Genomic DNA, 25801 nt, shown 5'->3' with positions numbered 1-25801 from the left:
TTATTATAATAGAAAATGAGATAAGGAGTTTAAAATGAAACCAAATATTTTAATGATTATGGTAGATCAAATGCGATTTGATTGTTTGAGCTCGGCAGGACATCCAATTGTTGAAACACCTAATATTGATCAGTTGGCTCATGAAGGTGTTACGTTTACAAATGCATACTCAGCAACGCCTACATGCATTCCCGCACGTGCAGCGGTTTTAACGGGAATGTCGCAAAAATCACACGGAAGAGTAGGGTATCAGGATCGAGTTTCATGGGATTATCCTCATATGCTTCCCGAAGAAATGAGTAAAGCAGGCTACCATACTCAATGTGTGGGGAAAATGCATGTTTATCCTTCAAGGAATTTATGCGGTTTTCATAATGTAGTACTTCACGATGGATACTTACATCATAGTCGCTTTAAAAACACGCCTTATCAAGAGTCATTTGAACAAACCGATGATTATTTACCGTGGCTCCGTGAGCGCCTTGGCGGACACAAAGATTTAACGGATATTGGATTGGATTGTAATGCGTCGGCCATGAGTCGTCCATGGCATTTGCCTGAGGAATATCACCCGACAAATTGGGTTGTCACTCAATCTATCGACTTTTTAAGACGCCGTGATCCTAGGAAACCATTTTTCTTAAAAATGTCATTCGTGAGGCCGCATCCACCATTCGATCCACCGAAAACATATTTTGATTATTATATGAGTATGGAAATGGACGAGCCAGTTATAGGAGATTGGGTTAAAAAGGATGATAATGGAGATGGATTGCTCCCAACATCAAGAAGGGGAATTGTTCCTAAACAACGACTAAGAAGAGCAAGAGCTGCGTATTATGCATTAATTGCCCATATTGACGATCAAATTGGCAGATTCATTCAGTCTTTAATTGAATATCAACTTTATCATAATACCGTCATTTTATTTGTTTCAGATCATGGTGAACTTCTTGGAGACCATAACTTTCTAGCAAAATCACTTGCTTATGAAGGCAGTGCAAAAGTGCCTTTCATTCTGTCTGATCCAGGTAATCTTCTTGGCATAAAAAAAGGAACAACTTGTGACAAAGTTGTGGAACTTAGAGATATTATGCCAACATTACTAAATGCCGCGGATTCAGAAATTCCTGAAACGGTAGAAGGGAAAAGTGTGATTCCATTAGCTAAAGGTCAGGATGCCGGCTGGAGAGAATATATACATGGAGAACATACATATGGGGATTTATCACATCATTTTATCGTCAATGGAAAAGAAAAATATATTTGGTATTCTCAAACAGGAGAAGAGCAGTTTTTTGATCTTGAAGAGGATCCGCAGGAACTGAATAATGTGATTCATAATAATAAAAGAATTTCACGTTTACGAAGAATACTTATAAAAGAACTAGCGGGGCGTGAAGAAGGATATTCAGATGGTACAGAATTGATTGTAGGATGTAAATCAAAATCAATACTAGAATCTAATTAAAACAAAAATTCGCCGATAAAAGTTATTTAAACATTTATCGGTGAATCGCTTTCGTAAGTCCTAGGGCAGATTCGAACTTCTGAACGAGACTAAGTGGCACAAGTCAAAAGCGTGGTATTTGCGGTCATTGAAATACCTTAGAGTTGATCAATTTCCGAACTTTAGACCATTTCGACCGATTTCATTATTTCGCTCATAACATCAATGGAAGGATTTTATTTGTTGGCACGTTATCGAAGCGTACTCAAGACACTATTGTCAACTCCATTAACTGCCCCACATTTAATTAAGCTCCTAATCTCTGCGGCTCCTTCGAGTAAGGACTTTCGGTTACCGACTCGAATAACTGCCCGATCTTTTTGTTTTGCGATAGGAGTTGCTCGTACCTGTTAAATGGGTTAACGACGTTCATACCTAGTTAAAGCCATCTTACCTCGTGTCTCCGCCTCTAGTGCTGGCTCGTTTGCCACATTGATTAGCAGCGTCTGTGTCATTGAAAAAGACGGAGCTATTGCCCCGCCTTATTATAGTAGCCCTTCTCGGAGTCTAACGGCAACAATATGAGAACGCATGACCCCGTCGAGTTTCAATAGTACCTTCCATACCAAGCCGAGCCGTTTGCCGTAGTGACACGGATTGTAGCACTTTTTTACTTAACAATCCCTAAATTAATAGCCAATAAGAAAGTTATTGAATGATAAAATATCTACTCAAATGGAAGGATCCCGTTTTCTCTTGCAAGCTTAATCGAAACCCTTCTTGAATTGCTATCTTTAGGTTGATTATTCATACTAAAGTATTTCTCAAATTGGGAAGTACCAACTTCTATTGCTTTTTTGAAATCACTGTTTCCTAGACAAGTCGCTTCAATATATATCCACATACTTGTTACATTAACTGCCAAAAACGCGTGTCCTGGTATCAATACTAATTCTACTTCATGTTTACATGCTTCGTAAGTACTAGCTAATAATAATGACAAGTCAATGCAATTCCCTGATTTCAATCTCAGTGTCGTGCTAGGTAAACTAACTCTTTGGGTGTCATTCATGTTTTCTAACGAGAAATTGAAAGATCTAGTTACATATGACATATCTTTTGATAATACATTATATATAGCTTCTAATTCTTTCATTATTTTGTCAAAGTTATTTGATAATGTACCCATAATATTTCCAACTAACTTTGATGCTTCTGATATTATCCTTTCAATCTCTCTAGTGTGAGGTGTACAGTAACATGCTAACAATTGATAAAGGTAAGTCTTAAAAGAATAACCCCTGTCTTGGAAATTATAGATGAAACTTTCAACTGGATGTACAATTATTTCATGTGTTTCTGAATAAACTCTATTATGGTTTTCATAAATATTAATTTCTAAGCTTTCTGTTGTTATTTCATTAATTTCTACTATCTTCTTGTCATCTAATGTAGGAAGAATAGGAAGACACTTATATTCATGAGGTCGTAAATTTAGATTTAGTTCATACTTTTTAGAAAGCCCTTGTATTTTAGCTATTAATTTTACCTTTCGAACTTTATTTGATGAATTTATTAAGTTAACGTATGCAGGTGCATATTTGCCTTCATACAATCTTTTCATTGATTTATATAGACCAGTCATTAATGGAAACTTTGAAACTTTTGAATTTACAACAAATCCATTATCTACTTTTAATATTAAATTATGATGAAATATACAATATCTATCGTAGTGGAACTTACTATCCACTCCTAAAAGATCATTTTCATAATACCCTCCGCCCTCAATAAAGTTCATATTACTTTCGAGCGGTATTACAAATAACTGTTCATCTCTCATTTTTTTTGGAATAATCAATGTGTATTTCGAATCTTCTTCTACAATTAAATCATCCCATAATATAAGTTTATAATCTAAATAATTGACTAATTTAAAAGGAAAATATAATCCAAACGGGATTTTAACCTGTTGCTTCTTCCTATCAATTATTAAGTTACTATAACTAATATTTAATGTTAATTTATAATCCTTATTTATAATAAGCTCAGTCCATATAGTGTCGTTTTTGCCAAAGAACCCTTCACCTTCAACTACTCTACCAATAATTACATCTTCCTGAAACTCTTCTTTTTCTTTGACATTAATATAATCATTTTTAGCAAACGAAAATGGTTGCCAAGTTCTAAAGTGATAGGATGATATATCGTACCTCATAAATGGGTGATTATCTATGCTGAATGAGTTATGGATAACATTTGATGAGCCGTGTTCAAATGTATAAATTTGAAGAATCGGAACCAGACCTCTTAAATTATCACCATTTTCGGCAATTTTCCATTCGTCTTTCAAATACTCTTCCTTATTTACTTTTGTAAATTCTTTGATTTTAAAAATTAAATCGACTTCTATATGATTTGGCTCAAATACATTAACTTGACAAAGAGAAACTTCGCAATATAACTGATTAAAAATATTTGGTAAAAACATATCTTCGACAAACTTATGTGTATGTCCATCATAAACGCGGGTGAGTTCTAATCCTTTTATAAGCGGAGCATGAGATGCCTCTTTAGGAAAGTTCACACAGTTAGTATCACATAAATCCCAAGACCGTAATTTCTTACAGCAATCTATACAAAAAGCACCATTTGAATTCCGTTGCAAACAGTATGGTATAGATTCTTTAATCTTACAAGCTGTGCATTCCATTCTTTTCCTCCTCATACATTTCAAGCTACAGTTTGATTTTATAAAATAAGAGTCATTACTATAATACCATTAAGAAACGCCGACCTTAGTATTCTCGACGTATAAAAATTATATAAAAATACGTAGATTCCCCGCTACTTTTTCCTTATCCAAGTGATAAGTTACTGTGTCCGAGTGCCTTAGATATCTCCGTTATATTGGCTCCCAACTCTTTAATATGGTATCCAAAGATCATTGTATAAAAAACTATAATGTCTAGTTAGTTGCAACATCAGAGGAGCATACAGAAAGACTCTTCCTTGTGGACAATGACTAAAATACAACATAAAAAAACTAGGTCCGTCATTTAATATAATACTTCCAAAACAAGGACTAAAGATGTTAAGCGTGCTGGGGGTGGGTGCTGCATTTTATAAATCTCATGAATTTGAAGGTTATAATAATATAAATGTTTATACAACATCTCAGGGTAAAGTGCCAGGGGCTAAAATTAGCTATACCACAACATGGCTATGTTTGATGATTTGAAAAAAAGGCAAGAATGGTCTTGATAGGAGAAATAGTTGATAAAGATTTCCTTTCCTTCATTTGTCGTTTGTATAACTATGATGAAGTTGAAGATGGTCCGCAAGAAGATGCAAAAAAGAAGTAGCTACCTATAAAGAGATCGTTTAGCCACTGGTCAACCATTACCACCTCCACCTGTGTTAAAGGGATCTACTGTCATTGGTAGGGTTGGTTTTGCTGATATAAGAGATATTTGCTCAGTTGGTTTGATATTTTAAACGGAAAGCGTTACAGGATACAACATACCTTTATTCATCATATGACTATAAAAATTCATGAGATTAATCCAGAGCTTTTAATATTGCCAAACAATAAGGATTGTGCACAATCGTTTTATGATAAAACTATCAACCGGATAGAGTCGACAACTGGTACATTGAACAATTAAAAACGTTTCACATTAAGAAAATCGCATTTGAACTCGAATATAGCTTGTTGGAAATGAATTACGTTAAACGAGATATACTTTTGAATATTGGGGATATAGCTGTGTCAATCGCATTAGAAATAGTATGTTTTAGTTGGAGGTTGACATGTTGAGTTGAAGGCGAGTCATGCAACTGAGTTAGCGTATTCAGAAGGATATTATTAAAATAATATAGTCATATCGACCTTGATTAACTATAATTACACTTTGGGGTGATATGATTGAAATGGAATCTATTTAAAAGGAATAAAAGATGTACAAGTTCTATAAGCTATGAACGTTTTGCATTGCATTTTGGAGTAGTATGTGGTTGTATTACTATCCTAGGTTTAGGGTTAGCTATTATCACTTATTTTCATACACTTAAACCACATTTGATTTTTGCTAACTTAAAAAAAGAAACAATCCTATTACAAGAAAAAAACAAAAATCTGGAAAATAAAAATCTGAGTTTGGCAGAAGAAAAAGCTTTTTATTTGAAAGAAATCTCTGAATTGGAAAAACAAAGAAATAATCTGATGGATGATTATCAGGAAACAAAATCTAATTTAGCGAAAATGGATGTTGAATTATTAGATGCAAATGCTGCAAAAATTATGATGCCATTAGTAAATGCCATTATTTATAAACAAGCATTTTTTAATGAACCTATAGACGTTAAAAGTTTAGCTAACTCTGCAATAGATAATTATGTTAAAGATAGTTCAAGTTTGAGTGAAAATGAAAAAGTAGTTGTGGAGAAATTGAAGCAGTTTATAGATGAGAAAATTAACTCTAGTTCTGATTCTATTGATTTGCTGGAATATATGACCTATATCCATGGTATTGAATAGAAGTTTTATTACAGTAGTTTAAGAAGTAGATAACATTATTGTCCGAGAAACACTTCTTCAGTCAATATGACTTTCTTATAAAAGTCATATCCGAATGGACAGAGCTTATTAGCGCACCGTTTAGAGTTGAGCTAAACAGTGTAGCTAGTGAGCCTTTTGTATATACTGTGGACTCTGGTGAAGAGCGTGCCAAACATGTCAAAAAAGAAATTCGAGTTGTTAATAAAGACATAGGCAGTTATTTTCGTTATCAAACAAATTGACAACATTGATAATACAGAAGGACAGAAAACTATGATAACGTGTATCCCCGCATGGTAAGACGAGTTAAACAAGAACTTTGTCCCGGACAAACGCTATATAAACAAAAAGGTTCAACTTGAATTAATTAATGCCTTGAAATAGATTGGAAGAGTAGTATAAATTTAGTGGAAAACTTAGTAAAAATCAATCCGACCCCAAACTGCCCTCGTAAACAATTTTTCCTTACTATACTAAAGTGTATATGAAAAAAATAAAAAAGCCAATCCTATATGTATCTTTAGGTTTGGCGATTTATCATGTACGTCCCAGGAGAGATTCGAACTCCCGACCGTACGCTTAGAAGGCGTATGCTCTATCCAGCTGAGCTACCTTATATATCGCTATTCATCCACGTTCATGTATAACGGTCACTTTTCGAACTTAGACCGATTGACTTATTTCCTATTATAATAGTACATGCTTTTCAATTCAATAATATAATTTACGCTGTGACTATTCATGAATTAATGGCTTTTCCCTCCCAGATAGAACGGCGTATACCATTCATAAATAAAGTGCTATCAAGCTAAAATAAGCCCTTCAACCATTGGTATTATTACGTTCATGGCTAAAAGGCATATTTATTTATGCTGCTGCGTGTGTAATGAGGGGAAAACTCGAATAAATATAGCATCCTTATTTTAAAGTTTGAATCATGATTTTTTGAATAACTAATCCAATTAATAGACCTGGAATCAAAAATAACATTGGCAACCATACAGGACCGAATAACACACCAAATAGCTTTAATCTTGATGAATAAATCAATCCTGTAGTCACAAAGTATGCTCCAAATACAAAGGGAAGAAACGAATAGTGTTTTTTTGCTCCCCCCGCATCTTTAAAAGCATCCCATATAGAAAAAAAGTAAAGACAAGGATAAAACATAAGCCATTCATAATTAACATGGTTAATAGCTGATTGAATATCACCTTGAAAGCTATAAATAATCACTTTGTTAAAATTTGATTGAACGTTGATTAAAAATTCTAATCCAATTAAAAGTAGTCCTTTTAGAAACTTACCATTTAAAAGTTGTCCGAATCCAGGTAACGCAATACTCCAAAGGACTTTTTCAATTCGTCTTTCTTTTGACATTATATTCACATCTTTTTGGCTAATTCATCTCGGTGTTTTTGAACTCCTTACTATTCAGGAGAACTTGTATTATTAAAGTAATCTCATCTTGATTATTTAGTTAATTTGTTCCTATCCTGCATTGAAGGAGGTTCTTCAAGCCAACCATTTTTCGCCATGATTTTACCACCGTCCTGCCCATAAGTTAATATGTCTTTTGCTTCACTAACCATTTTTAATGGGAGGTCACTTCGTAAACTAAATGCTGTTCCAAGAGCACTGCTTCCTAAACCAAAACTGCAAAATAGACTGGTACAGTACAACATTAATTTATCTGAAAAAGGAGCTACCTTTGAGTCTGTTGCATTTGCCCCCCACGTTGAAGGTGGTTGAATATCACTCTGAAGAAATAATTGAGTATTGTCAGTTACAATTTTTTTTGCCAATTCCTTTCCTTTTATGAAGTATTTTTTTACTTCAGGTTCATTTGCCACTTGTGCGAACCCCGTTATCAATTGCATTCCAATAATATTTGATTCAATTGAATGGTATAGATGTGCTACTTCAACTGTATTCAATGCTCGCTTTTCAGAAAACAAGTTAAAACCACTCATATAATTAGTTCCATCAGCAAACTCAACTGTTTTTGGCATAGTTAAAGCAGGAGGGCGTGGTAAAACATCTTTCTCTTGCAAATAGTCCACGCATTCATCGTAAACATTTTGAGTAAATGAAGTTAATTCCTTATAAAGAAGCACGATATCTTTGCGATAGGCCATATTTATATGGAGAGTATGTAATCCCATACTTATTTCTTTGAGAAGACGAAGAAACATAATATCAAACATATTGTCATACAGCTTAGGCACACCAATATTAACATCTTGCTCTGTGTATCCGATTGGAATAACAGCACCTTCATTTTTGAGGATGTTTTTTATATCTTCAAGATAGTTAATAATTTTCTTATGAGTATTTTGCATAATCTCTTTAGCTCGATTATCCTCTGCTTGTTCAATAAAATATTCAAGCATTCTCTGTATCATTGTTTTTTGCTGATAGGTCATCCACAATGTCCCTAATTCACTAGAACTTAAAGCCTGTTGCTGAGTCATGATATAAGCCTCCATTTTTTGTATTTACTACAAATAATAGTAATTGAAAGTAATACCTCTAATGCTTAGTTATTCTTTCCAAATAACCGTATATTATGCTAGAAGCTAGGGGTATTCTCCCTAGCTCTTTTTATATTCTCTCGGACTAGAGGGAGCGGCTCATACTAATTTTTCTATACAACGCTATAACGGTCCTATTTTGGCTCTCCCATGATTCGTTTCTCAAAATTGGTACCTTGTATGTCCTTTCCATTTCATCCATCAAGTCGGCTAATTTGCGGCTTTTGAGCGGCTCTTTTGATACACCGTGAATGATTTCCTCATATGCTTGGTTTATTTCTGAAAGTGACCGCATATTAGAGCCCCTCCTTGTTCAAGTTGTGCGATTCCTTTCCTTATTGCTGCGGCTAATCGTTCTTTCCTGTCTCTATCCCCGAAAACATTAAACCGTAGTAAATAATCAAGGTCTCTTTCGTCTGCGACTTCCCATGAAAACGTAATAACTGGAATGGCCACAATAAAACTATCTGAATAAATATCCTTAGTAACGTACATAATCGCTTCTGTTTCGTTATCAAATACTGAATGTTTGATGTCGATTGCTATTGTTTTCATGCTTCGTCCTCCTATAATACAAATTCATTCAAACTGTCTTCGATTTCTTCCTGAGTGATACCGATATACCGCTTCGTGATTTCTGGCTTTGAGTGATTCAGGATTTCTTGCAGCTTAGCAATGTCTTTCGTCTGCTTATAAAACCAGTAACCGAATGTTTTACGCATGGTATGGGTTCCAATGCCATCCTCCATATCAACCATCTTCCCAGCCTTTACAAGTTGCCTGTATGCCTGCGTGGTTGTTATATGACTATTTCCTTGGCGGCTGGGGAAAAGCCATTCTGCGCCTTCCAATGTCTTTATATAAGCCTGTATTTCATCATAGATATTTGTAAGCTGTATCACTCTTGGCTTTTTGGTCTTTCCTTCTTTAACCGTAATTTTCTTCTTTCCCTTTATCTGCTTTATTTTGAGTTTCACAAGGTCACCAACCCGCAACCCTGTATTGATGCCAATTAGAAAGAGAATGTAATCCCGCTGGCCGCACCATTTCTTTAAGCTCCATTTCATATCTTCCAGTTTTTCTTTGCTTCTGATGGGTTGAACATCATATACCTCTGCTTTTGTTGTCATTTTTTCTCCCATCTCCTTTCAAGTCAGTAAAATCAATAAAATGAGTGTATGATTTTTTTATATAAAAATGAGATAGCACCAAAAAGGGCACTATCCCAGTAATACCAAGTAAATGGGTGTATGATTTTGGCTATTTTCTTACACTGAAATAAACCTAATAGGAGACTTACCATTCAGGTAGTCCCCCAGCATTTTCTTATAGGTATCCTTTTTCTTTTAAACTGATGTATTTCTCTGCTCCTATCACAAGGTGGTCCAAAATTTCTATACCCACTATTTTTCCTACCTCTGCAAGGCGCTTAGTCACTTCTATATCTTCCCTTGAAGGTGCAGGCTGCCCTGATGGATGATTATGAGCAACGATGGCACTTGCACAACATCTTTTAATCAACGGTATGAAAGTCTCACGAGGATGCACAATTGAAGCATTTAAGGAACCTTTGAACACCGTTTGCCTAAACATAATTTCATTTTTGGTGTTAAGTCCTAACACTACAAATTCCTCACGTGCAAGGTACTGCATGTCCCTAAGATAATCGTAGGCATCCTGTGGGCTTCTAATTACAAATCTTTCTTCTGCCGTACTAGGGTTTAATCTGGCTAACTTCAATGCTGCTATAATTTGCTGAGCTTTTACTTTTCCGATTCCTTTGATTGATAGCAACTCTTCCTCTGTAACATCCAATAATTCCTGAAAAGAAGCGAAACGGCTGAAAATTTCACTTACAATGTAGCTGTCGTCCTTTTCACGGATAGTAGTAGATAATAATTGTTTAAAAGTTAATTTATCAAATGTTTTCATTAGTAATTCCTCCAATTAATTGAAATAAAAAAAGGAGAGACGAATGTATGTCTCTCCCATTGATTGATTTCATATTTTTTTGTATGATGTACCTACTTAGTTTTTTTGTGATGAGTCCGTTCCAGCGGCTCATCTTTTTTTGCACAAAAATAGCCCTCAAATGCAAAACGCACTCTAAGGGCTTCATTCCAGTATGCTTTTTTTAGCTAACATATACTTTCCTCCATTATCAGATATCCTTCACATGCCTTTCACATTGAATTCACCTCCTTTAAATAGCTGCATTTCCTTAAGTTTGGATAAGCATCACCTCCTTTCATTATTCATTAAAAATATATAGTCAAAAAACTTCTAAAAAGTAGAAAAAACCCTTTACAGTCCTGTATTAAGTGGTTACGTTATTTCTGTAAGCGAGGTAATGCCCTTCCCTCTCCTAGCCGCTCTTAACTGGGCGGCAACTCCTTAAAAATAAACTGTAAAGCAAAGGATATGATAAATGTGTATGCTAATGAAGCAATGCAAGAATTAGAGTTGTTAAACCTCCTAAAACAGCCGATTATTGATGCTGCAAGTCTCCCAATTCACCGACAATTAAAGGTAAAGCGAGTTCATGACAACTTCACACAAACAGAACTAGCAGCCATTATCGGTATGGGCGTAAGTACGATATCTGAGATTGAGAACGGCAAACGCAGAGTGCCTTACAAGTACCTTGAGCGTGTTAAACAGTACCTGTATTGCGAAATGTACCACGATAAGGAATTCATTGGTCCTGTTAGCCAAGATTGGTAGAAAGGATGATTGTATATGGCTGATTGGAGAAATCTTCATAGTGGCAATATAGCTGGTGCTGAATCCATGAATAAGGCAATGAGTAAATTCATGAAAGGGAATCTAATGTTCGCCGCCATTGATGTACCTATGAATATGGCTGCTGGTGATGACTTTTCAACTGCTGCATTAAGAAGCGGTGCTTCTGCTGCTTTATGGGCTACTGCACCATGGGTTATGGGTACTCATTTGGCTGCTACTACTCTACCAATGGTAGCAGCGGCGATTAAAAACACTCATAAACAAAAGGTCAATGAATGGAATCGGCAACATATGCAGGGAATCGTGGGCGGTAACTACCAAGACACCCGCCAAGCCCTTACAATGCGTCAGGCTGCCGTTCAAGCCATTCAAGGCTCTAAACTGAATGCTCGTAGTGCATTAGGCGGGGAAGCCCGAATTCTTGCCCAAGGCTGGCATAAATAAAGAAAGGATGATTAAACATGATGGATTGGAAAGATATTGTTTCAAGATTTGAACGTCAACTAGATAACCCAGACCTTTCGAATGGTGAAAGAGAATGCTTAGAACACAGGATAAAGTGGCTTATGTTGCTTAACAGGGATAAACCTACCTATCACCCTTCAAACGGTACAGACTTACTTCTAGAAGCCCACAAAGACCCCAATTATAGATGTACTCCCCGTTCCCTTTTACAAGGATGATTTCACCTTATAGCTTACCGACACTTTTTAAGGTGAAGGGTTTCCCCTTTTGAGGTTTGGCTCTGAGGTCGGGTTTGGGCAGCGCCCAAGGTCTTGAAGGGGTAAGGTGGGCACTGCGGCGACCTCATTCCCCTCACACCTATTAGACTAGAAAAGCGGCGAGAAGCCCTATTCATGCCCTTTTGAGTATGTGGTCGTCGGTAAGATTACCGCAATGGGTGGTGAGTGGCTTTGTCAATGGCTCGGTTTTTTCAGTGAAGCGTTTTGAAAAAACTTGTGAAGCGAAGCGGAACAACCATTTACTAAGACATGGTCGAAGCTTCTCTTTTGGGTTCTATGGTGTTGGCGTGTGTACTACATAAGCGGATACCCACCACATATGGAGCATGGTAGGCAGCCGAAGGACATCCGAAGGTTTTTAACCTTCTCACAGGTACCCCCTGGGCATGAAACTCCATCGGAACCCTTCACAGCTATATTATTGCTCACAGATATTGGGAGTATTTTTTAGCTCCTATGGTGAAATTACTTCTACTTTCAGTACGAGACTTGGCTTCTCCACAGTAGCCTACCATGTTTGTAGAAAGTCGATTGACTAACTGTATATGGCGAATGGCTATCTGATTGGAAGATGTGTCCTACTCCATTTAAAGGTACTTAAAGATGCCTTTAATGATGAATAACTGGCGAGGAATAGAGTATGTCCTCCCTATTTTTATCTATTTGTTTTGAACAGACCTTCCCAATAATAATCCATTGGGTTTCTAATTGTAGTGACTCTTTCATTCTCTAGGTATCTTTATGCTAAGAAGTAACTCTCCAATGCCTAATTAATATCAAACAATTAACTAAGCCTTTAAAAGTAACTATGAGAGGTACAGCTACCTAAATCGGTAGATTACTTGTTTAGTTGCTCTGTACCATATAATGTTACATCGTAGTGAAAAGCTATCTTCACTTATTAGATAGTTGCACAATTGAATAAATGGTTGCACTTATTTTAAGAAACATGAAATTTATTTCTTAAGTAGTTAACCCCTCTGGATACTCCAGACTTCACTGTTCCTTCCTTTGTTGCGCATTCAACAGCTATCTCTCGGTGTGTCTTACCCTCGTAATAATGTTTGTTCATGTACTCAGCATATTGTGTATTATTTTCTTTCACAATCTGAATCAATGTATCATATGTTTGTTCTGCTAGCGGCCCACCATATTTATCTGCCAGTGTGCTTGTTGGAATCATGCTTGTTTTCATCTGATGCTTTTTATAATCCAAAGATAATATTTTTACCTTTTCATACCTTTTTTGCTTCTCAACCACTTTTCTTCTGTATTTAAAATGCTTTATTTTGGTCAAATACCAATGCCGCATCATTCTAGGTAGCATCTTCTTTATATGCATGATAAATTTCCAAAATAATTCATTATCGGTTTCTTTTACTGCGCTTCCTTCCTTTAAAAATGGCTTTATTAGCTCATTAACCATGAAAAAAGCCTCTTGGAACGCATCTTCCTTATACTGATTGAAATCTCCATCATAAACCCCATTCAGATTGCTGACAATGGCATTATGAATACAGTATTGAACCGCAATGTTATCATATACGGATTCAGGACTTGGTTTATTGATTCTTCCTGTATATGAAGTATCAAAAAGGTAACTTAATTGAAGCAATTCCTTTTTTGCAAGCTCATCAGCAGCATTCTGCAAGCCATATTCCAATGAAACTTTATCAAGGCGATGTTGAACTACTTGTTGTTGCATTAATAGTAGACTATCCGTTGACCCTATTTTCAGAATGCCTGAAGTTCCATTTCTTTCAATATTAAGGTGTACCCTCATTAGTTGCTTTATAAAGATAGTCATTCCTTTGCAAAAGTTTTCAACAGCTTTCATGAATTTTTCATCTTCAGTTTTCATATTAACCCCTCTTTATATAAGGTACTTTATAACAATATTATAAAACACTTGCCTTTTATGTCAATTAATATTATTCTTTATTTAGAGGTGATGGATATGTCATTAAATGAAGGAAGAACGATTGCAAACGAGGAGCTGAAGCTTCTTTCTGCAATGAATAATGCTCAAAGGTTAAAGTATATTCGATTGGAATTAAACAAACTGTTCCCAAAGGAGTTTTCCAAAAAACGTGTAGTGGAAAATAGTGAGGTTCTATCCTATCAAGGGCTTCATTATTTAGAGGAAAAACAACCAGAACCAACAATGAATACCCTTAAAGGCTTAGCAAATTTTTATGGTGTTCCAGTCGAAGTCTTTTCCGATGATTATTATGCTAATAATCCTGTACCCTTTTTCATTGGAAAAAGTATGGTGGAAATATCAGATACTACTTTCCACCACCCTGATTACGAACTTACTATTGATATTAATGTTCGAAGGGAAGGAAAAGAACTTATAGACTTCCAAGACTTTTCAGTACCAGAAACAATACACCTTAAACTCAGCTATCCTGAATTATACGGATTAGTAAAACTTATTGAGTATCAAACTCATATTATCAACGACAAGATTAGTATGGGCAAAAGGGCGCAGTTGGCATTACAACAACTTGCGAGAAAGGAGTAGAGGAAAAATGAAGGAATTAACCATTTATTTAGACGGTGCCTGTTCTGGGAACCCTGGACCAGGAGGATGGGCAGCAATCATTGTTAATAAGGAAGATGGGAAAGAGGTCGCCTTATCTTCCTATATTAAGGAAAGTACCAATAACAGAATGCATCTATTTGCATGTATTGAAGTCCTAAAGAAGCTTAAAGAGGAGCATAAAATAACATTGTTTTGTTGTTCAAAATACATTGTTGATTGCTTTGTAAACAGTTGGCATGTTAGGTGGATTCAAAAAGGTTGGAAGAATGCCAAGGGGAAAAGGATAGAAAATCAGGACTTATGGATGGAACTACTTGAACTGATACAGCACCATGAAATCCAGTTTTTATTTATAGGTGCTGACGGCAACAATCCATATATTGAGGAATGTGACAGATTGGCCAAACTCGCAATTCAACAGCAATGTGATTTAAATATTGATGTGCATAGCATGGCTAAACTTTTTTAACTTACAACAGTAGAGTATACAAATACAAACAACTTAGTAGCGGGGAAAATATATGATTGATTTAATAAAAGGCGTACCCATTTCATCCCATCACATTATTGATGCAATAACATCGGAATCTCCTCAGTTCATCGCTGAGAAAGATAATAAGATTGAATTTGCCCGTAGCTTTCCTAATATGATGTACACATTATGGGGCTATATTTGCACTTATAGGACATTTCCTTCTCAACACACATTTGTTTCCTATTATTTCCTTGTACATTTTGAAGCATTAAAAGGATATGATGAGACAGCCGTTACAGCCCGCCTGTTCCGCTCTTATCCTTCCCTAGCAAGAGAGATTCACTTTTTTCAATTAGTAAGGGAATCCAATATTTTTGATGATGTTTCCTACTGTTCTTATGATGATGTAAATTGTGGAATTGATTTTAAAGTAATGCTTGGCGGCAACGAATACAACATTTTATGTTATGTGGAGACTCAACGCTCTTTATGGTTTCGTAAAAAGAAAGACTTTCGACACAAGAATCCAATCATGAATGCGATTGAAATGCCGCTAGACCTATCAAAGGGTAAAAAGATTGGTAATTGGATTGTATATGATAATGCACAAGTTGAACTCCTTCTGAACAAGGTAATCAACTATGCATGGATTCATTACGAGCAGCATCCATTGGAACTACTGTCCAGTTAGACATAAAAGCCCACTCCTTACAAATGGAAAAGCCACCTGATGCATTTAACACTTCTCAGATGGCTTTCCTATCTTATCTTTTATAACGCTAGTGGCGGGCTAATTAATCATTTTCATCGTCCCCTAAATATGAACGAAGGTTATTTGCCACTTCATCAACATCCAAGTGCAGGTATTTTGTAGTTACAGATAAATCACTATGCCCCAATGCCTTAGATATCATTGCAATGTTTGCCCCTTTATCAAGCAATGATTTCGCAAATCCCCTTCTTAAAGCATGAGGATTGATATTTTTTAAACCATACATCTTGGAATATTTATTTAGCCGCTTCTGGATATTATTATGAGTTGGGGAGGTTGAAATAACATCACCGTATTTTGTAATAAATACCAAGCTATTTTTCTTACCATATGCATTTCTAATCACGGCATTCTGTTTTATAAGTATACCTAACAGTTGTTTCAGTAAGTCATTAAAAGGCAATTTAATTTGCTGATGATTTTTCATTATGCTACCTTCTAAATTTAGCACATTGTTGTTGAAGTCTATATGACGTTCTTCAAGTTGAGTCAATGTACCAATTCGAATACCTGTTTTATACATCACTAGGACGGCCACAGCATCCCTTAATTGAATGAAATTACTAAGGTCTAGTAAAGAGAGCAATACATTAACTTCACGCTCTGTGGCGCCTTCTTTAACCTTTTGGTCAATCTTAATATTAATGGTCTTCCAAAACTTTATTTGAATCCAACCATTATCAAAACAGCGGGAAAGGAAAGCCTTTAGACATTTCAATCGAATTAATTTTGTCTGATTACTAACGTTCATACTATCTAACCATTTATATATGGCGGCGGCGGTAATATCCTCAACATATTTTACATTTGTTATGCTTTGAAAATGCTCTACATGAAGAACATAATCACTTATGGTTCGGCTCCTATTGCCACTTACCTTCATTTGCCTTTTAATGGTATCAAGAGCATCAGAAATCAACATGGCGCCGTTATTTACCTCATGCTGTTTTGTTTTTGCTTTCGCTTTTTTAGCGGGTGAACTAGTTTCAGTTAATCCACCTAATAATCCTCTTACATCAACTTCAACATCTAATAATCCTTTTCTTTTGGTCACAACAAAAAACCTCCTATATCGAAAGTGATATAAGTCAATAACGGGTGTAATTTCTTAGGTGACCGTTGTACTGACCGTTTCACTATGCGATGTAAAAGGTTGATTTGGCGGGCTTTATCGCCCTTTTCATTAGCGTCCCAGGAGAGATTCGAACTCCCGACCCACAGCTTAGAAGGCTGTTGCTCTATCCTGCTGAGCTACTGGGACAATTAATTAAGACATTTTTCATTATAGGAAGGATGCGAAATAAAGTCAATAGAAAAATTAAAAAAAGAAGTAATTTGTTTTCTTTTCCATGATTTGTTAAACTATTTTCAATTATTTATGATGGGCGGTACTATCATGAAACGAGATCAAAGTGATCACGAAACAGGTAAAGTTATACCATTCCCGGGTTTAAAACAAAGATATTATGAAAAAGGGATTGCTTGTTTAGAAGCGCATAATTTTGATGAAGCGGTACAATTACTCCGTCGGGCCAAGGAAATGAGTGATCCAGATCCTCATATCAATTCAGCTTTTCTTGCAGCCTTATACGAAAACGGAGATTACGCGGAAGCGAGAATTGTAGCTGAGGAAGTTTTGCGAGAAGGAATCGGTAATTATTTTGAAATCATTGATGTCTATTTAATGATTTTAATTCAATTAAATGAGCATCAATACGTAATTGATACGATAGAGGCTTTATTTGATGAAAAAGAAGTGCCAGCACATAAGGCTGAGCATTTTTTAACTCTTTTACAATTAAGTAAAAAAGTTGTTGAAAATGGTAAACATGATTATTCCGATGAATTTTCAATGGACCCAGGTATTTTTAATAGTACTGACTTGTATGAGCAAACAATCCAATTGGGTAGTCTCGCTGATAAAAATATTCATCCTTATTTAGATTCATTAATTAATATGCTTTCAGACAATAGTACACACCCTTTTCTAAAAACGATTGTGCTAAATGTATTACGTGAAAATAAAATTGAAAAAGTCGTGTATGTAAAAAAACTAACATTTGAAGGTGAATTTATTCCGGCTAATCTTTTACAAGTTCATGATATTCCTTTATTTGTAGAAATAAATAAAAACCTTGAATACCACTTGGGAGATCACAATCCAGTATTGTTAGAACAGCTAAAAGAAATGAATGACAGGCACGCTTTTATTCTTTATCCATTTGAATTAGGTAAGACTGATCCAAAATTATGGGCTGCAGCTTATCGTTGTATGGGATATGAGTTGTATGGAGAACAATGGAATAAAGAAAAAATAGCGAATAATTTCGGGGTGAATAGTGAAGAAATGGTTAATGCTTTTTCCTATTTATTAACTTTAGAAGAAATTTCTTCGCCTATTCTATGACTACAATTGTTGAAAGGATTCAAGCTGTGGTATAATATAATGGTTATGCCGAACTGTGGATACATAATCCGAAAGTGGTTTTACATACGGCAGTTTCTATAAAATAGAAAATTAAGAAACGATTATATATTGTTGGAGGTAATGAATATGAGCGCAAAATGGGAAAAGCTTGAAGGAAATAAAGGTGTTTTAACAGTAGAAGTAGATGTTGAAACAGTAACAAATGGTCTAGAGGTTGCATTTAAAAAAGTGTCCAAGCAAGTAAATATTCCAGGATTTCGTAAAGGTAGAATTCCAAGATCAATGTTTGAAAAACGCTTTGGAGTGGAAAGTCTATACCAAGATGCACTAGATGCAATTTTGCCGGATGCATACATAGCGGCTATTGAAGACACAGGCATTGAGCCAATTGATCGCCCTGACATCGAGATTGAGCAAATGGAAAAAGGGAAAGAACTTATTTTTAAAGCGACTGTTCAAGTAAAGCCTGAAGTGAAGCTAGGTGAATATAAAGGTCTTGAAGCGGAAAAAATGAACACTGACGTTACAGATGAAGATGTTGACGCTGAATTAACAAGACTCCAAGAACGCCAAGCTGAGCTAGTCGTAAAAGAAGAAGGCGAAGTTGCTCAAGGAGATACGGTTGTCATTGACTTTGATGGTTATGTTGATGGGGAACCATTTGAAGGAGGTAAATCTGAAAATTACTCTCTAGAAATTGGATCAGGTTCATTTATCCCAGGCTTTGAAGATCAATTGGTTGGCTTAAAGGCTGGCGAAGAGAAAGATGTAGAAGTAACATTCCCTGAAGAGTACCATGCAGAGGAATTAGCTGGAAAACCAGCCGTATTTAAGGTTAAAGTTCATGAAATTAAATCGAAAGAGCTGCCTGAACTTGATGATGAATTTGCGAAAGATGTGGATGAAGAAGCAGAAACTCTTGATGATTTGAAAGCATCCATTAAAAATCGCTTAACTGAGAGCAAGAAAAACGAAGCAGAGCAAAAACTCCGCGACGAGCTTGTAGAGAAAGCAACTGAAAATGCTGAAGTTGAAATTCCAGAAATCATGGTGGAAACTGAAGTTGACAGAATGATGCAGGAGTTTGAACAACGTTTACAAATGCAAGGAATGAATCTTGATCTTTACTTCCAGTTCTCAGGCCAAGACAAAGATGCTCTACGCGCTCAAATGAAAGAAGATGCAGAAAAACGCGTGCGTACAAACTTAACGTTAGAAGCTATCGCTAAGGCAGAAAATATTGAAGTTGGCGAAGAATCCGTTAACGAAGAAATGAATAAAATGGCTGAAGCTTACCAAATGGATCTTGAAGAAATTAAGAAACTTCTTAGCGGAAACTTGGAAAACGTCAAAGCAGACTTAAAAGTTCAAAAAGCAGTTGAATTTCTTGTTGAAAACAGCAAAACTGGTGCATAATAATAACTAACACTAACATAAGATATAAGACTCAAGATAAACAAGGCACGGTAATGTTCGTGCCTTGTTTTATCCAAAGCGAATACATAACTGGAATAAATATGGATGTTTTTTGAATGTTTTTTACGGGTTTTAATCGGAATAATATGTTACAATGCATTACATAACTATTGACATTTCGATGAATGTAGTAGTTGTAGCTTTTAAAAGGGGTGAGATTCAATGTTTAAGTTTAATGAGGAAAAAGGGCAACTTAAATGTTCCTTTTGTGGAAAAACACAAGAACAGGTCCGCAAATTAGTTGCTGGCCCTGGTGTATATATATGTGACGAATGTATTGAACTATGTACTGAAATAGTTGAGGAAGAGCTTGGAACTGAAGAAGAAGTAGAATTTAAGGATGTACCGAAACCTCTGGAAATACGTGAAATATTAAAGGAATACGTAATTGGCCAAGATCAAGCAAAAAAATCTCTCGCCGTAGCTGTTTATAATCATTATAAAAGGATTAATTCCAACAGTAAGATTGATGATGTAGAGCTTGCGAAAAGTAATATTTGTTTAATTGGTCCTACAGGGAGCGGGAAAACACTTCTTGCCCAAACATTGGCACGAATTCTTAATGTGCCGTTTGCCATTGCTGATGCGACTTCCTTAACAGAAGCAGGGTATGTTGGTGAGGATGTAGAAAATATTCTGCTTAAGTTAATTCAAGCAGCAGATTATGACGTTGAAAAGGCTGAAAGAGGGATTATTTATATCGATGAAATCGATAAGATTGCCCGTAAATCTGAAAATCCTTCCATTACACGTGATGTGTCAGGCGAAGGAGTTCAGCAAGCCTTATTGAAAATATTAGAGGGAACTGTGGCGAGCGTACCTCCACAAGGCGGCCGCAAACATCCTCATCAGGAATTTATCCAAATTGATACAACTAATATTTTGTTCATTTGTGGTGGTGCCTTTGATGGTGTAGAACAAATTATTAAACGTAGATTGGGCCAAAAGGTCATTGGATTTGGATCGGATGTTAAGCAGGAAGAAGTAAGCAGTAAAGGATTGCTTACGAAAGTCCTTCCTGAAGATTTACTTCGATTTGGCTTAATTCCGGAATTTATCGGACGTTTGCCGGTAATTGCAAGTTTGGAGCAATTAGATGAAGAAGCGTTGATTGAAATTTTAACTAAGCCTAAAAATGCGCTTGTTAAACAATATCAAAAGATGCTTGAACTTGATAATGTAGAACTTGAGTTTGAAGACGAGGCCCTTCATGAAATTGCGAAAAAGGCAATCGAAAGAAAAACTGGTGCACGCGGTCTTCGCTCCATTATCGAGACAATAATGCTTGATGTAATGTTTGAGTTGCTATCACGTGATGATATTACAAAATGTATCATTACAAAAGATTCAGTAGTCAATAACAAACCGCCAAAACTTGTTCTTGAAGATGGAACAATCATAAAAGGTACAGAAAAAACATCTGCATAATAAATGTGGAAATTCTGGATTTTTTCACAAATAAAGAGGATGCCTCAAAAGTATTACTTTTAGGGGCATCCCTTTTTTTGTATTATTTTTTGAAAAATGTCCGCTGATTTTCGTTCCAGTTGCTTCGCTTTCCGTTGGGGTTAAGCGATTTTCGTCTCGATTCGAACCCAATCAGGACTGAAATCATTGGATAAATGTTTTTGAGTCTCGATTCGAACCCAATCGGGACTGAAATCATTGGAAAACCGTTTTTGAGCCTCGATTCAAACCTCATCAAGACCAAAACTACGGGAAAAACTGCTTTTTAATAGTACTCTCACAGTACCCGTGCTAAGGCTTCAGCCGGGTCTCACCGTTTGGGTTTTTTTAGAAGTGGAAAAAACTCGGTTTATTCCCATTCCGTGACGGAAATACTAATCACTATGTGAATCAGTGTTTCTAGGAGGCAATGCGATGAATTGGACAGTGCTTGTTTTGATGATACAGCTATTTTTTGGAATCGTAATCGGGATGTATTTTTTTAATCTACTTAAGAATCAGCGCTCCCAAAAAGTGACCATTGATAAAGAATCAAAAAAGGAAATGGAACAATTAAGAAAAATGCGGGGTATTCGTTTGTCTGAGCCATTAGCGGAAAGGGTTCGTCCAGCGAGCTTTTCCGATATTGTTGGACAGCAAGATGGAATAAAGGCGTTAAAGGCTGCGCTTTGTGGTCCGAACCCACAGCATGTCATTATTTATGGACCTCCAGGGGTTGGAAAAACAGCTGCGGCAAGATTGGTCCTGGAGGAGGCAAAAAGGAATCAACGTTCTCCTTTTCGGCCCGACTCTGTCTTTGTAGAATTAGACGCGACAACCGCAAGATTTGATGAAAGAGGGATAGCTGATCCGTTAATCGGTTCGGTCCATGATCCTATTTATCAAGGAGCAGGAGCGATGGGGCAGGCGGGGATTCCGCAGCCAAAGCAAGGAGCGGTGACGAATGCGCATGGAGGGGTTCTTTTCATCGATGAAATTGGGGAATTGCATCCTATCCAAATGAATAAATTATTAAAAGTCCTAGAAGATCGAAAAGTTTTCTTGGAAAGTGCTTATTATAGTGAAGAAAACTCACAAATCCCTGCTCATATTCATGATATTTTTAAACGGGGGCTGCCAGCAGACTTTCGTCTTATTGGCGCTACAACGAGAACACCTAATGAAATACCGCCAGCTATCAGATCCCGTTGCATGGAAGTATTTTTCAAAGAATTGGAACAGCAAGAAGTTATCGCAATAGCCAAAAATGCAACGAATAAAATACAATTAGATATTAAAGACACTGGTCTTTCCATATTATCCTCTTATGCTAGAAATGGAAGGGAAGCCGTCAATATGATGCAAATTGCTGCTGGACTGGCAATCACTGAAGATAGGGAATATATACGGGATGAAGATATTGAGTGGGTTATTCGTTCTAGTCAGATGACGCCACGATATGAAAAGATGATTTCACAAAATCCAGAGGTTGGTATTGTGAATGGGCTGGCAGTTTCTGGACCTAATAGTGGTATGCTGCTTGACATTGAAGTAACGGTTTTTCCGTCCGATAACGGATCTATAAATATAAACGGAATTATAGAGGAAGAAAGCATTAATGGACAAGGAAAATCTGTGAAGAGAAAAAGTATGGCAAAAGGCTCCGTGGAAAATGTCATTACAGTCCTAAAAACGATGGGGGTACCGGCCAATCAATATGATATACATATTAATTTCCCGGGAGGTATACCGATTGATGGTCCTTCGGCTGGAATCGCTATGGCAGTAGGCATTTATTCAGCCATTTATAAAATACCAGTGAAAAATACGATTGCCATGACAGGAGAACTCGGACTACATGGCGATGTCAAACCTGTTGGTGGTGTGTTCTCGAAAGTAAAAGCCGCTAAAAATGCTGGTGCAAAAACGGTCATCATTCCTTTTGATAATAATCAATCGAGCTTAAAAGAAATTGAAGATATTATTGTTATTCCTGTCAAAAAACTTGAGACTGTTTTGGAAGAAGCATTATTGAAGCATCCGAATCATCACGAAATGATGTCACCAAGTATACTTAGTCCACAAAATAAAAAAAGCGTTTGATGTTATACAAAGCCTCTTTCTCGACATTGTACATCTCAATAGGCTAAAATTGAAAAAAGACTCTAAGGAAATGTGAATTTTTTATTTCGCTTGAGCGCTTCCAGTGTACTTCTTAGGTCACATACAACAAGATTAATTATGCTGATGTAACCGAAGTAAACTGCTTCGCTCAGGCTTTTTCAATTATGGAGGTGTAGATTTGAAGAAACAAACTGAGCCGCTTGTTCCTCTTCTGCCATTAAGAGGGATGCTTGTATACCCGACGATGGTGCTTCATTTAGATGTTGGACGTGCGCAATCTGTACAAGCATTGGAGCAAGCAATGCTTAATGATCATTTGATTTTCTTAGCAACGCAAAAAGATGTGTCCATAGATGAACCAGAAGAAGACGATATTTATAAAATGGGGACATTAACAAAGGTTAAGCAAATGTTAAAGCTCCCCAACGGTACAATTCGAGTATTGGTAGAAGGGCTAACACGTGCAAAGTTTACTTCATTAAGTAACCAAGGAACATATTATGCAGCAACATTAGAGCTTTTTGACAATGAAATTGAGCCGGACATTGAAATCCAAGCGTTAATGAGGACGATGCTTGAGTATTTTGAGCAATATATAAAACTTTCCAAAAAGATTACGGCTGAAACATTAGCAACTGTTGCAGATATTGAGGAGCCAGGAAGAATGGCCGATATTATCGCTTCCCATCTACCTTTAAAGCTCCAAGATAAACAACAAATTCTAGAAACTATTGACGTAAAACAACGCCTTAGCAATATTATTAAAATCATTCATAACGAAAGAGAAGTCCTAAATTTAGAAAAGAAAATTGGTCAGCGTGTTAAGCAATCGATGGAAAGAACACAAAAAGAATACTATTTGCGTGAGCAAATGAAAGCCATTCAAAAGGAACTTGGAGATAAAGAAGGAAAAACGGGCGAAATTGCTGATTTAACTGAAAAAATTGAAGCAGCGAATATGCCTGAACATGCAAAAAAGACAGCTTATAAAGAGCTTGATCGATACGAAAAAATTCCTTCCACATCTGCGGAAAGCTCCGTAATTCGCACTTACATTGACTGGCTCGTATCTTTGCCTTGGACAAAAGCTACAAAAGATGATTTGAGTATTCAAAAAGCAGAAAAAATTCTTGAACGTGATCATTTTGGACTTGAAAAGGTAAAAGAGCGGGTACTTGAATATTTAGCGGTTCAGCAGCTGACAAAATCGTTAAGAAGTCCAATTCTTTGTTTAGTCGGTCCTCCTGGAGTAGGGAAGACAAGTTTGGCTAGATCTATTGCCGAGTCGATGGGACGGAATTTTGTCCGAGTATCTTTGGGCGGCGTTAGGGATGAATCTGAAATTCGTGGACATAGAAGAACGTATGTAGGTGCCATGCCAGGAAGAATCATTCAAGGTATGAAAAAATCAGGCACAATTAATCCGGTGTTTTTATTGGATGAAATTGATAAAATGTCGAATGATTTTCGTGGTGACCCTTCATCCGCTATGTTAGAGGTTCTTGATCCAGCCCAAAATAGTACATTTAGCGACCACTATATTGAAGAAACATATGATCTTTCTAAAGTAATGTTTTTAGCAACGGCCAATGATTTAGCAACTATTCCAGGACCTTTACGTGATCGAATGGAAATCATTACAATAGCCGGGTATACGGAGTTGGAAAAAATTCATATCGCGAAGGAACATCTACTTCCTAGGCAGGTCATTGAGCATGGATTAACAAAAAACCAGCTGCAAATGAGAGATGAAGCCGTCAAACATTTAGTTCGTTATTATACACGTGAGGCTGGTGTGCGCGAGCTAGAACGACAACTTGCCTCCATTTGCCGAAAAGCTGCCAAAATAATCGTATCTGGTGAACGAAAAAGAGTAATTGTCACAAGTGCCTATTTGGAAGAAATGCTTGGGAAAAAGAAATACACATACGGACAGGCGGAATTGGAAGACCAAGTTGGAGTTGCAACAGGACTTGCCTATACCGCTGTTGGGGGAGATACATTGCAAATTGAAGTATCCCTTGCCCCCGGTAAAGGAAAACTTGTTCTCACTGGAAAATTGGGAGATGTCATGAAGGAATCTGCTCAAGCTGCATTTAGCTATGTTCGCTCAAAAGCAGAGGAGTTAAAACTAGAAAAAGACTTCCACGAAACATGTGACATTCATATCCATGTTCCAGAAGGGGCTGTTCCTAAGGATGGTCCGTCGGCAGGGATTACAATCGCTACAGCATTAGTCTCTGCCCTTACAGGACGCCCAATTCGAAAAGAAGTTGGGATGACTGGAGAAATTACGCTTCGGGGCAGAGTGTTGCCTATCGGTGGGTTAAAAGAAAAAACATTAAGTGCACACAGAGCAGGATTGACGACCATCATTTTGCCGAAAGAAAACGAAAAGGATATTGATGATATTCCAGAAAGTGTTCGTGGTGATTTGAAATTTGTTCCTGTATCACATATGGATGAAGTGCTCAATACAGCACTTGCAGGAGAGTAAAA

General features: G+C 36.5%; 22 protein-coding genes and 1 tRNA gene. 13 read left to right on the top strand and 10 right to left on the bottom strand.

The genetic code is table 11. From position 1 onward, the window contains the following. The first annotated feature begins 34 nt into the window (after nucleotides 1-34). Entirely contained in the window at nucleotides 35-1471 is a 1437-nt protein-coding gene (locus NQ185_RS02860; RefSeq protein ID WP_257580013.1) for an arylsulfatase, read from the top strand. Between the two features lie 706 nt (nucleotides 1472-2177). Here the strand turns inward: NQ185_RS02860 and NQ185_RS02855 are convergent. Then, nucleotides 2178-4163: a hypothetical protein gene (locus NQ185_RS02855; RefSeq protein ID WP_257580012.1), complete on the bottom strand. Its 1986-nt coding sequence runs from the start codon at nucleotides 4161-4163 to the stop codon at nucleotides 2178-2180. A 1215-nt stretch (nucleotides 4164-5378) separates the two neighbouring features. Here NQ185_RS02855 and NQ185_RS02850 point away from each other — a divergent pair. Continuing rightward, on the top strand, nucleotides 5379-5990 hold the full coding sequence (locus tag NQ185_RS02850; RefSeq protein ID WP_257580011.1) for a hypothetical protein: 612 nt from the start codon (nucleotides 5379-5381) through the stop codon (nucleotides 5988-5990). A 38-nt stretch (nucleotides 5991-6028) separates the two neighbouring features. Then, nucleotides 6029-6253, top strand: coding sequence for a hypothetical protein (locus NQ185_RS02845; protein WP_257580010.1), 225 nt, complete (start codon nucleotides 6029-6031; stop codon nucleotides 6251-6253). Between the two features lie 676 nt (nucleotides 6254-6929). On the opposite strand, the gene NQ185_RS02840 is transcribed toward NQ185_RS02845, so the two are convergent. The 6 genes from NQ185_RS02840 to radC all read right to left on the bottom strand — a co-directional run bounded on the left by NQ185_RS02840 (nucleotide 6930) and on the right by radC (nucleotide 10477). Then, entirely contained in the window at nucleotides 6930-7391 is a 462-nt protein-coding gene (locus tag NQ185_RS02840) for a hypothetical protein (protein ID WP_257580008.1), read from the bottom strand. A 92-nt stretch (nucleotides 7392-7483) separates the two neighbouring features. Next, nucleotides 7484-8485: a DUF3231 family protein gene (locus NQ185_RS02835; RefSeq protein ID WP_257580051.1), complete on the bottom strand. Its 1002-nt coding sequence runs from the start codon at nucleotides 8483-8485 to the stop codon at nucleotides 7484-7486. Nucleotides 8486-8630: 145 nt separating this feature from the next. Beyond that, nucleotides 8631-8840, bottom strand: coding sequence for a hypothetical protein (locus NQ185_RS02830; RefSeq protein WP_257580006.1), 210 nt, complete (start codon nucleotides 8838-8840; stop codon nucleotides 8631-8633). Beyond that, nucleotides 8819-9100 carry a hypothetical protein gene (locus NQ185_RS02825; protein ID WP_257580005.1) on the bottom strand — a complete coding sequence of 94 codons (282 nt, stop codon included), beginning with the start codon at nucleotides 9098-9100 and terminating at the stop codon, nucleotides 8819-8821. Before NQ185_RS02825 ends, NQ185_RS02830 begins: the two co-directional genes overlap by 22 nt. 11 nt (nucleotides 9101-9111) lie before the next feature. Next, nucleotides 9112-9675, bottom strand: coding sequence for a tyrosine-type recombinase/integrase (locus NQ185_RS02820; protein WP_257580004.1), 564 nt, complete (start codon nucleotides 9673-9675; stop codon nucleotides 9112-9114). A 196-nt stretch (nucleotides 9676-9871) separates the two neighbouring features. Next, the gene (gene radC, locus NQ185_RS02815) at nucleotides 9872-10477 is read right to left on the bottom strand and encodes a RadC family protein (protein WP_257580003.1); all 606 of its coding nucleotides are present in this window, start codon (nucleotides 10475-10477) and stop codon (nucleotides 9872-9874) included. Between the two features lie 498 nt (nucleotides 10478-10975). Here radC and NQ185_RS02810 point away from each other — a divergent pair, with 498 nt between their 5' ends. Continuing rightward, nucleotides 10976-11269 (top strand): helix-turn-helix domain-containing protein, encoded by a 294-nt coding sequence (locus tag NQ185_RS02810; protein WP_257580002.1) that lies wholly within the window; start codon nucleotides 10976-10978, stop codon nucleotides 11267-11269. Between the two features lie 15 nt (nucleotides 11270-11284). Continuing rightward, entirely contained in the window at nucleotides 11285-11734 is a 450-nt protein-coding gene (locus NQ185_RS02805; RefSeq protein WP_257580001.1) for a hypothetical protein, read from the top strand. A 1239-nt stretch (nucleotides 11735-12973) separates the two neighbouring features. Here NQ185_RS02805 and NQ185_RS02800 read toward each other — a convergent pair. Continuing rightward, a complete protein-coding gene (locus NQ185_RS02800) occupies nucleotides 12974-13894 on the bottom strand; it encodes a sigma factor-like helix-turn-helix DNA-binding protein (protein ID WP_257580000.1) in 921 nt (306 codons plus the stop codon). A 96-nt stretch (nucleotides 13895-13990) separates the two neighbouring features. Here NQ185_RS02800 and NQ185_RS02795 point away from each other — a divergent pair, with 96 nt between their 5' ends. The 3 genes from NQ185_RS02795 to NQ185_RS02785 are packed head-to-tail and all read left to right on the top strand — an operon-like array spanning nucleotide 13991 to nucleotide 15747. Next, nucleotides 13991-14560 (top strand): hypothetical protein, encoded by a 570-nt coding sequence (locus tag NQ185_RS02795; RefSeq protein ID WP_257579999.1) that lies wholly within the window; start codon nucleotides 13991-13993, stop codon nucleotides 14558-14560. A 7-nt stretch (nucleotides 14561-14567) separates the two neighbouring features. Beyond that, complete coding sequence (locus NQ185_RS02790; protein ID WP_257579998.1) at nucleotides 14568-15050, top strand: ribonuclease H family protein; 483 nt, start codon at nucleotides 14568-14570, stop codon at nucleotides 15048-15050. A gap of 52 nt (nucleotides 15051-15102) precedes the next feature. Then, entirely contained in the window at nucleotides 15103-15747 is a 645-nt protein-coding gene (locus tag NQ185_RS02785; protein ID WP_257579997.1) for a hypothetical protein, read from the top strand. A gap of 103 nt (nucleotides 15748-15850) precedes the next feature. Here the strand turns inward: NQ185_RS02785 and NQ185_RS02780 are convergent, their stop codons facing one another. Further along, the gene (locus NQ185_RS02780; RefSeq protein WP_257579996.1) at nucleotides 15851-16882 is read right to left on the bottom strand and encodes a tyrosine-type recombinase/integrase; all 1032 of its coding nucleotides are present in this window, start codon (nucleotides 16880-16882) and stop codon (nucleotides 15851-15853) included. Nucleotides 16883-17015: 133 nt separating this feature from the next. Then, nucleotides 17016-17089, bottom strand: a tRNA-Arg gene (locus NQ185_RS02775). Between the two features lie 135 nt (nucleotides 17090-17224). Here NQ185_RS02775 and NQ185_RS02770 point away from each other — a divergent pair. The 5 genes from NQ185_RS02770 (at nucleotide 17225) to lon (ending at nucleotide 25799) form a co-directional block, all read left to right on the top strand. Continuing rightward, nucleotides 17225-18235: a tetratricopeptide repeat protein gene (locus NQ185_RS02770; RefSeq protein WP_257579995.1), complete on the top strand. Its 1011-nt coding sequence runs from the start codon at nucleotides 17225-17227 to the stop codon at nucleotides 18233-18235. 147 nt (nucleotides 18236-18382) lie between these two features. After that, the gene (tig, locus tag NQ185_RS02765) at nucleotides 18383-19672 is read left to right on the top strand and encodes a trigger factor (protein WP_257579994.1); all 1290 of its coding nucleotides are present in this window, start codon (nucleotides 18383-18385) and stop codon (nucleotides 19670-19672) included. Between the two features lie 222 nt (nucleotides 19673-19894). Beyond that, nucleotides 19895-21160: an ATP-dependent protease ATP-binding subunit ClpX gene (gene clpX / locus NQ185_RS02760; protein ID WP_257579992.1), complete on the top strand. Its 1266-nt coding sequence runs from the start codon at nucleotides 19895-19897 to the stop codon at nucleotides 21158-21160. A 453-nt stretch (nucleotides 21161-21613) separates the two neighbouring features. Next, nucleotides 21614-23281: an ATP-dependent protease LonB gene (lonB, locus tag NQ185_RS02755; RefSeq protein WP_257579991.1), complete on the top strand. Its 1668-nt coding sequence runs from the start codon at nucleotides 21614-21616 to the stop codon at nucleotides 23279-23281. 247 nt (nucleotides 23282-23528) lie between these two features. Then, nucleotides 23529-25799 (top strand): endopeptidase La, encoded by a 2271-nt coding sequence (gene lon, locus NQ185_RS02750; protein ID WP_373370765.1) that lies wholly within the window; start codon nucleotides 23529-23531, stop codon nucleotides 25797-25799. Nucleotides 25800-25801 lie beyond the last annotated feature (2 nt).

The sequence above is a fragment of the Lederbergia panacisoli genome, from assembly GCF_024626525.1.
Lineage (GTDB): Bacteria > Bacillota > Bacilli > Bacillales > Bacillaceae_C > Lederbergia > Lederbergia panacisoli.
This window is presented reverse-complemented; position numbering and strand designations above follow the sequence as displayed.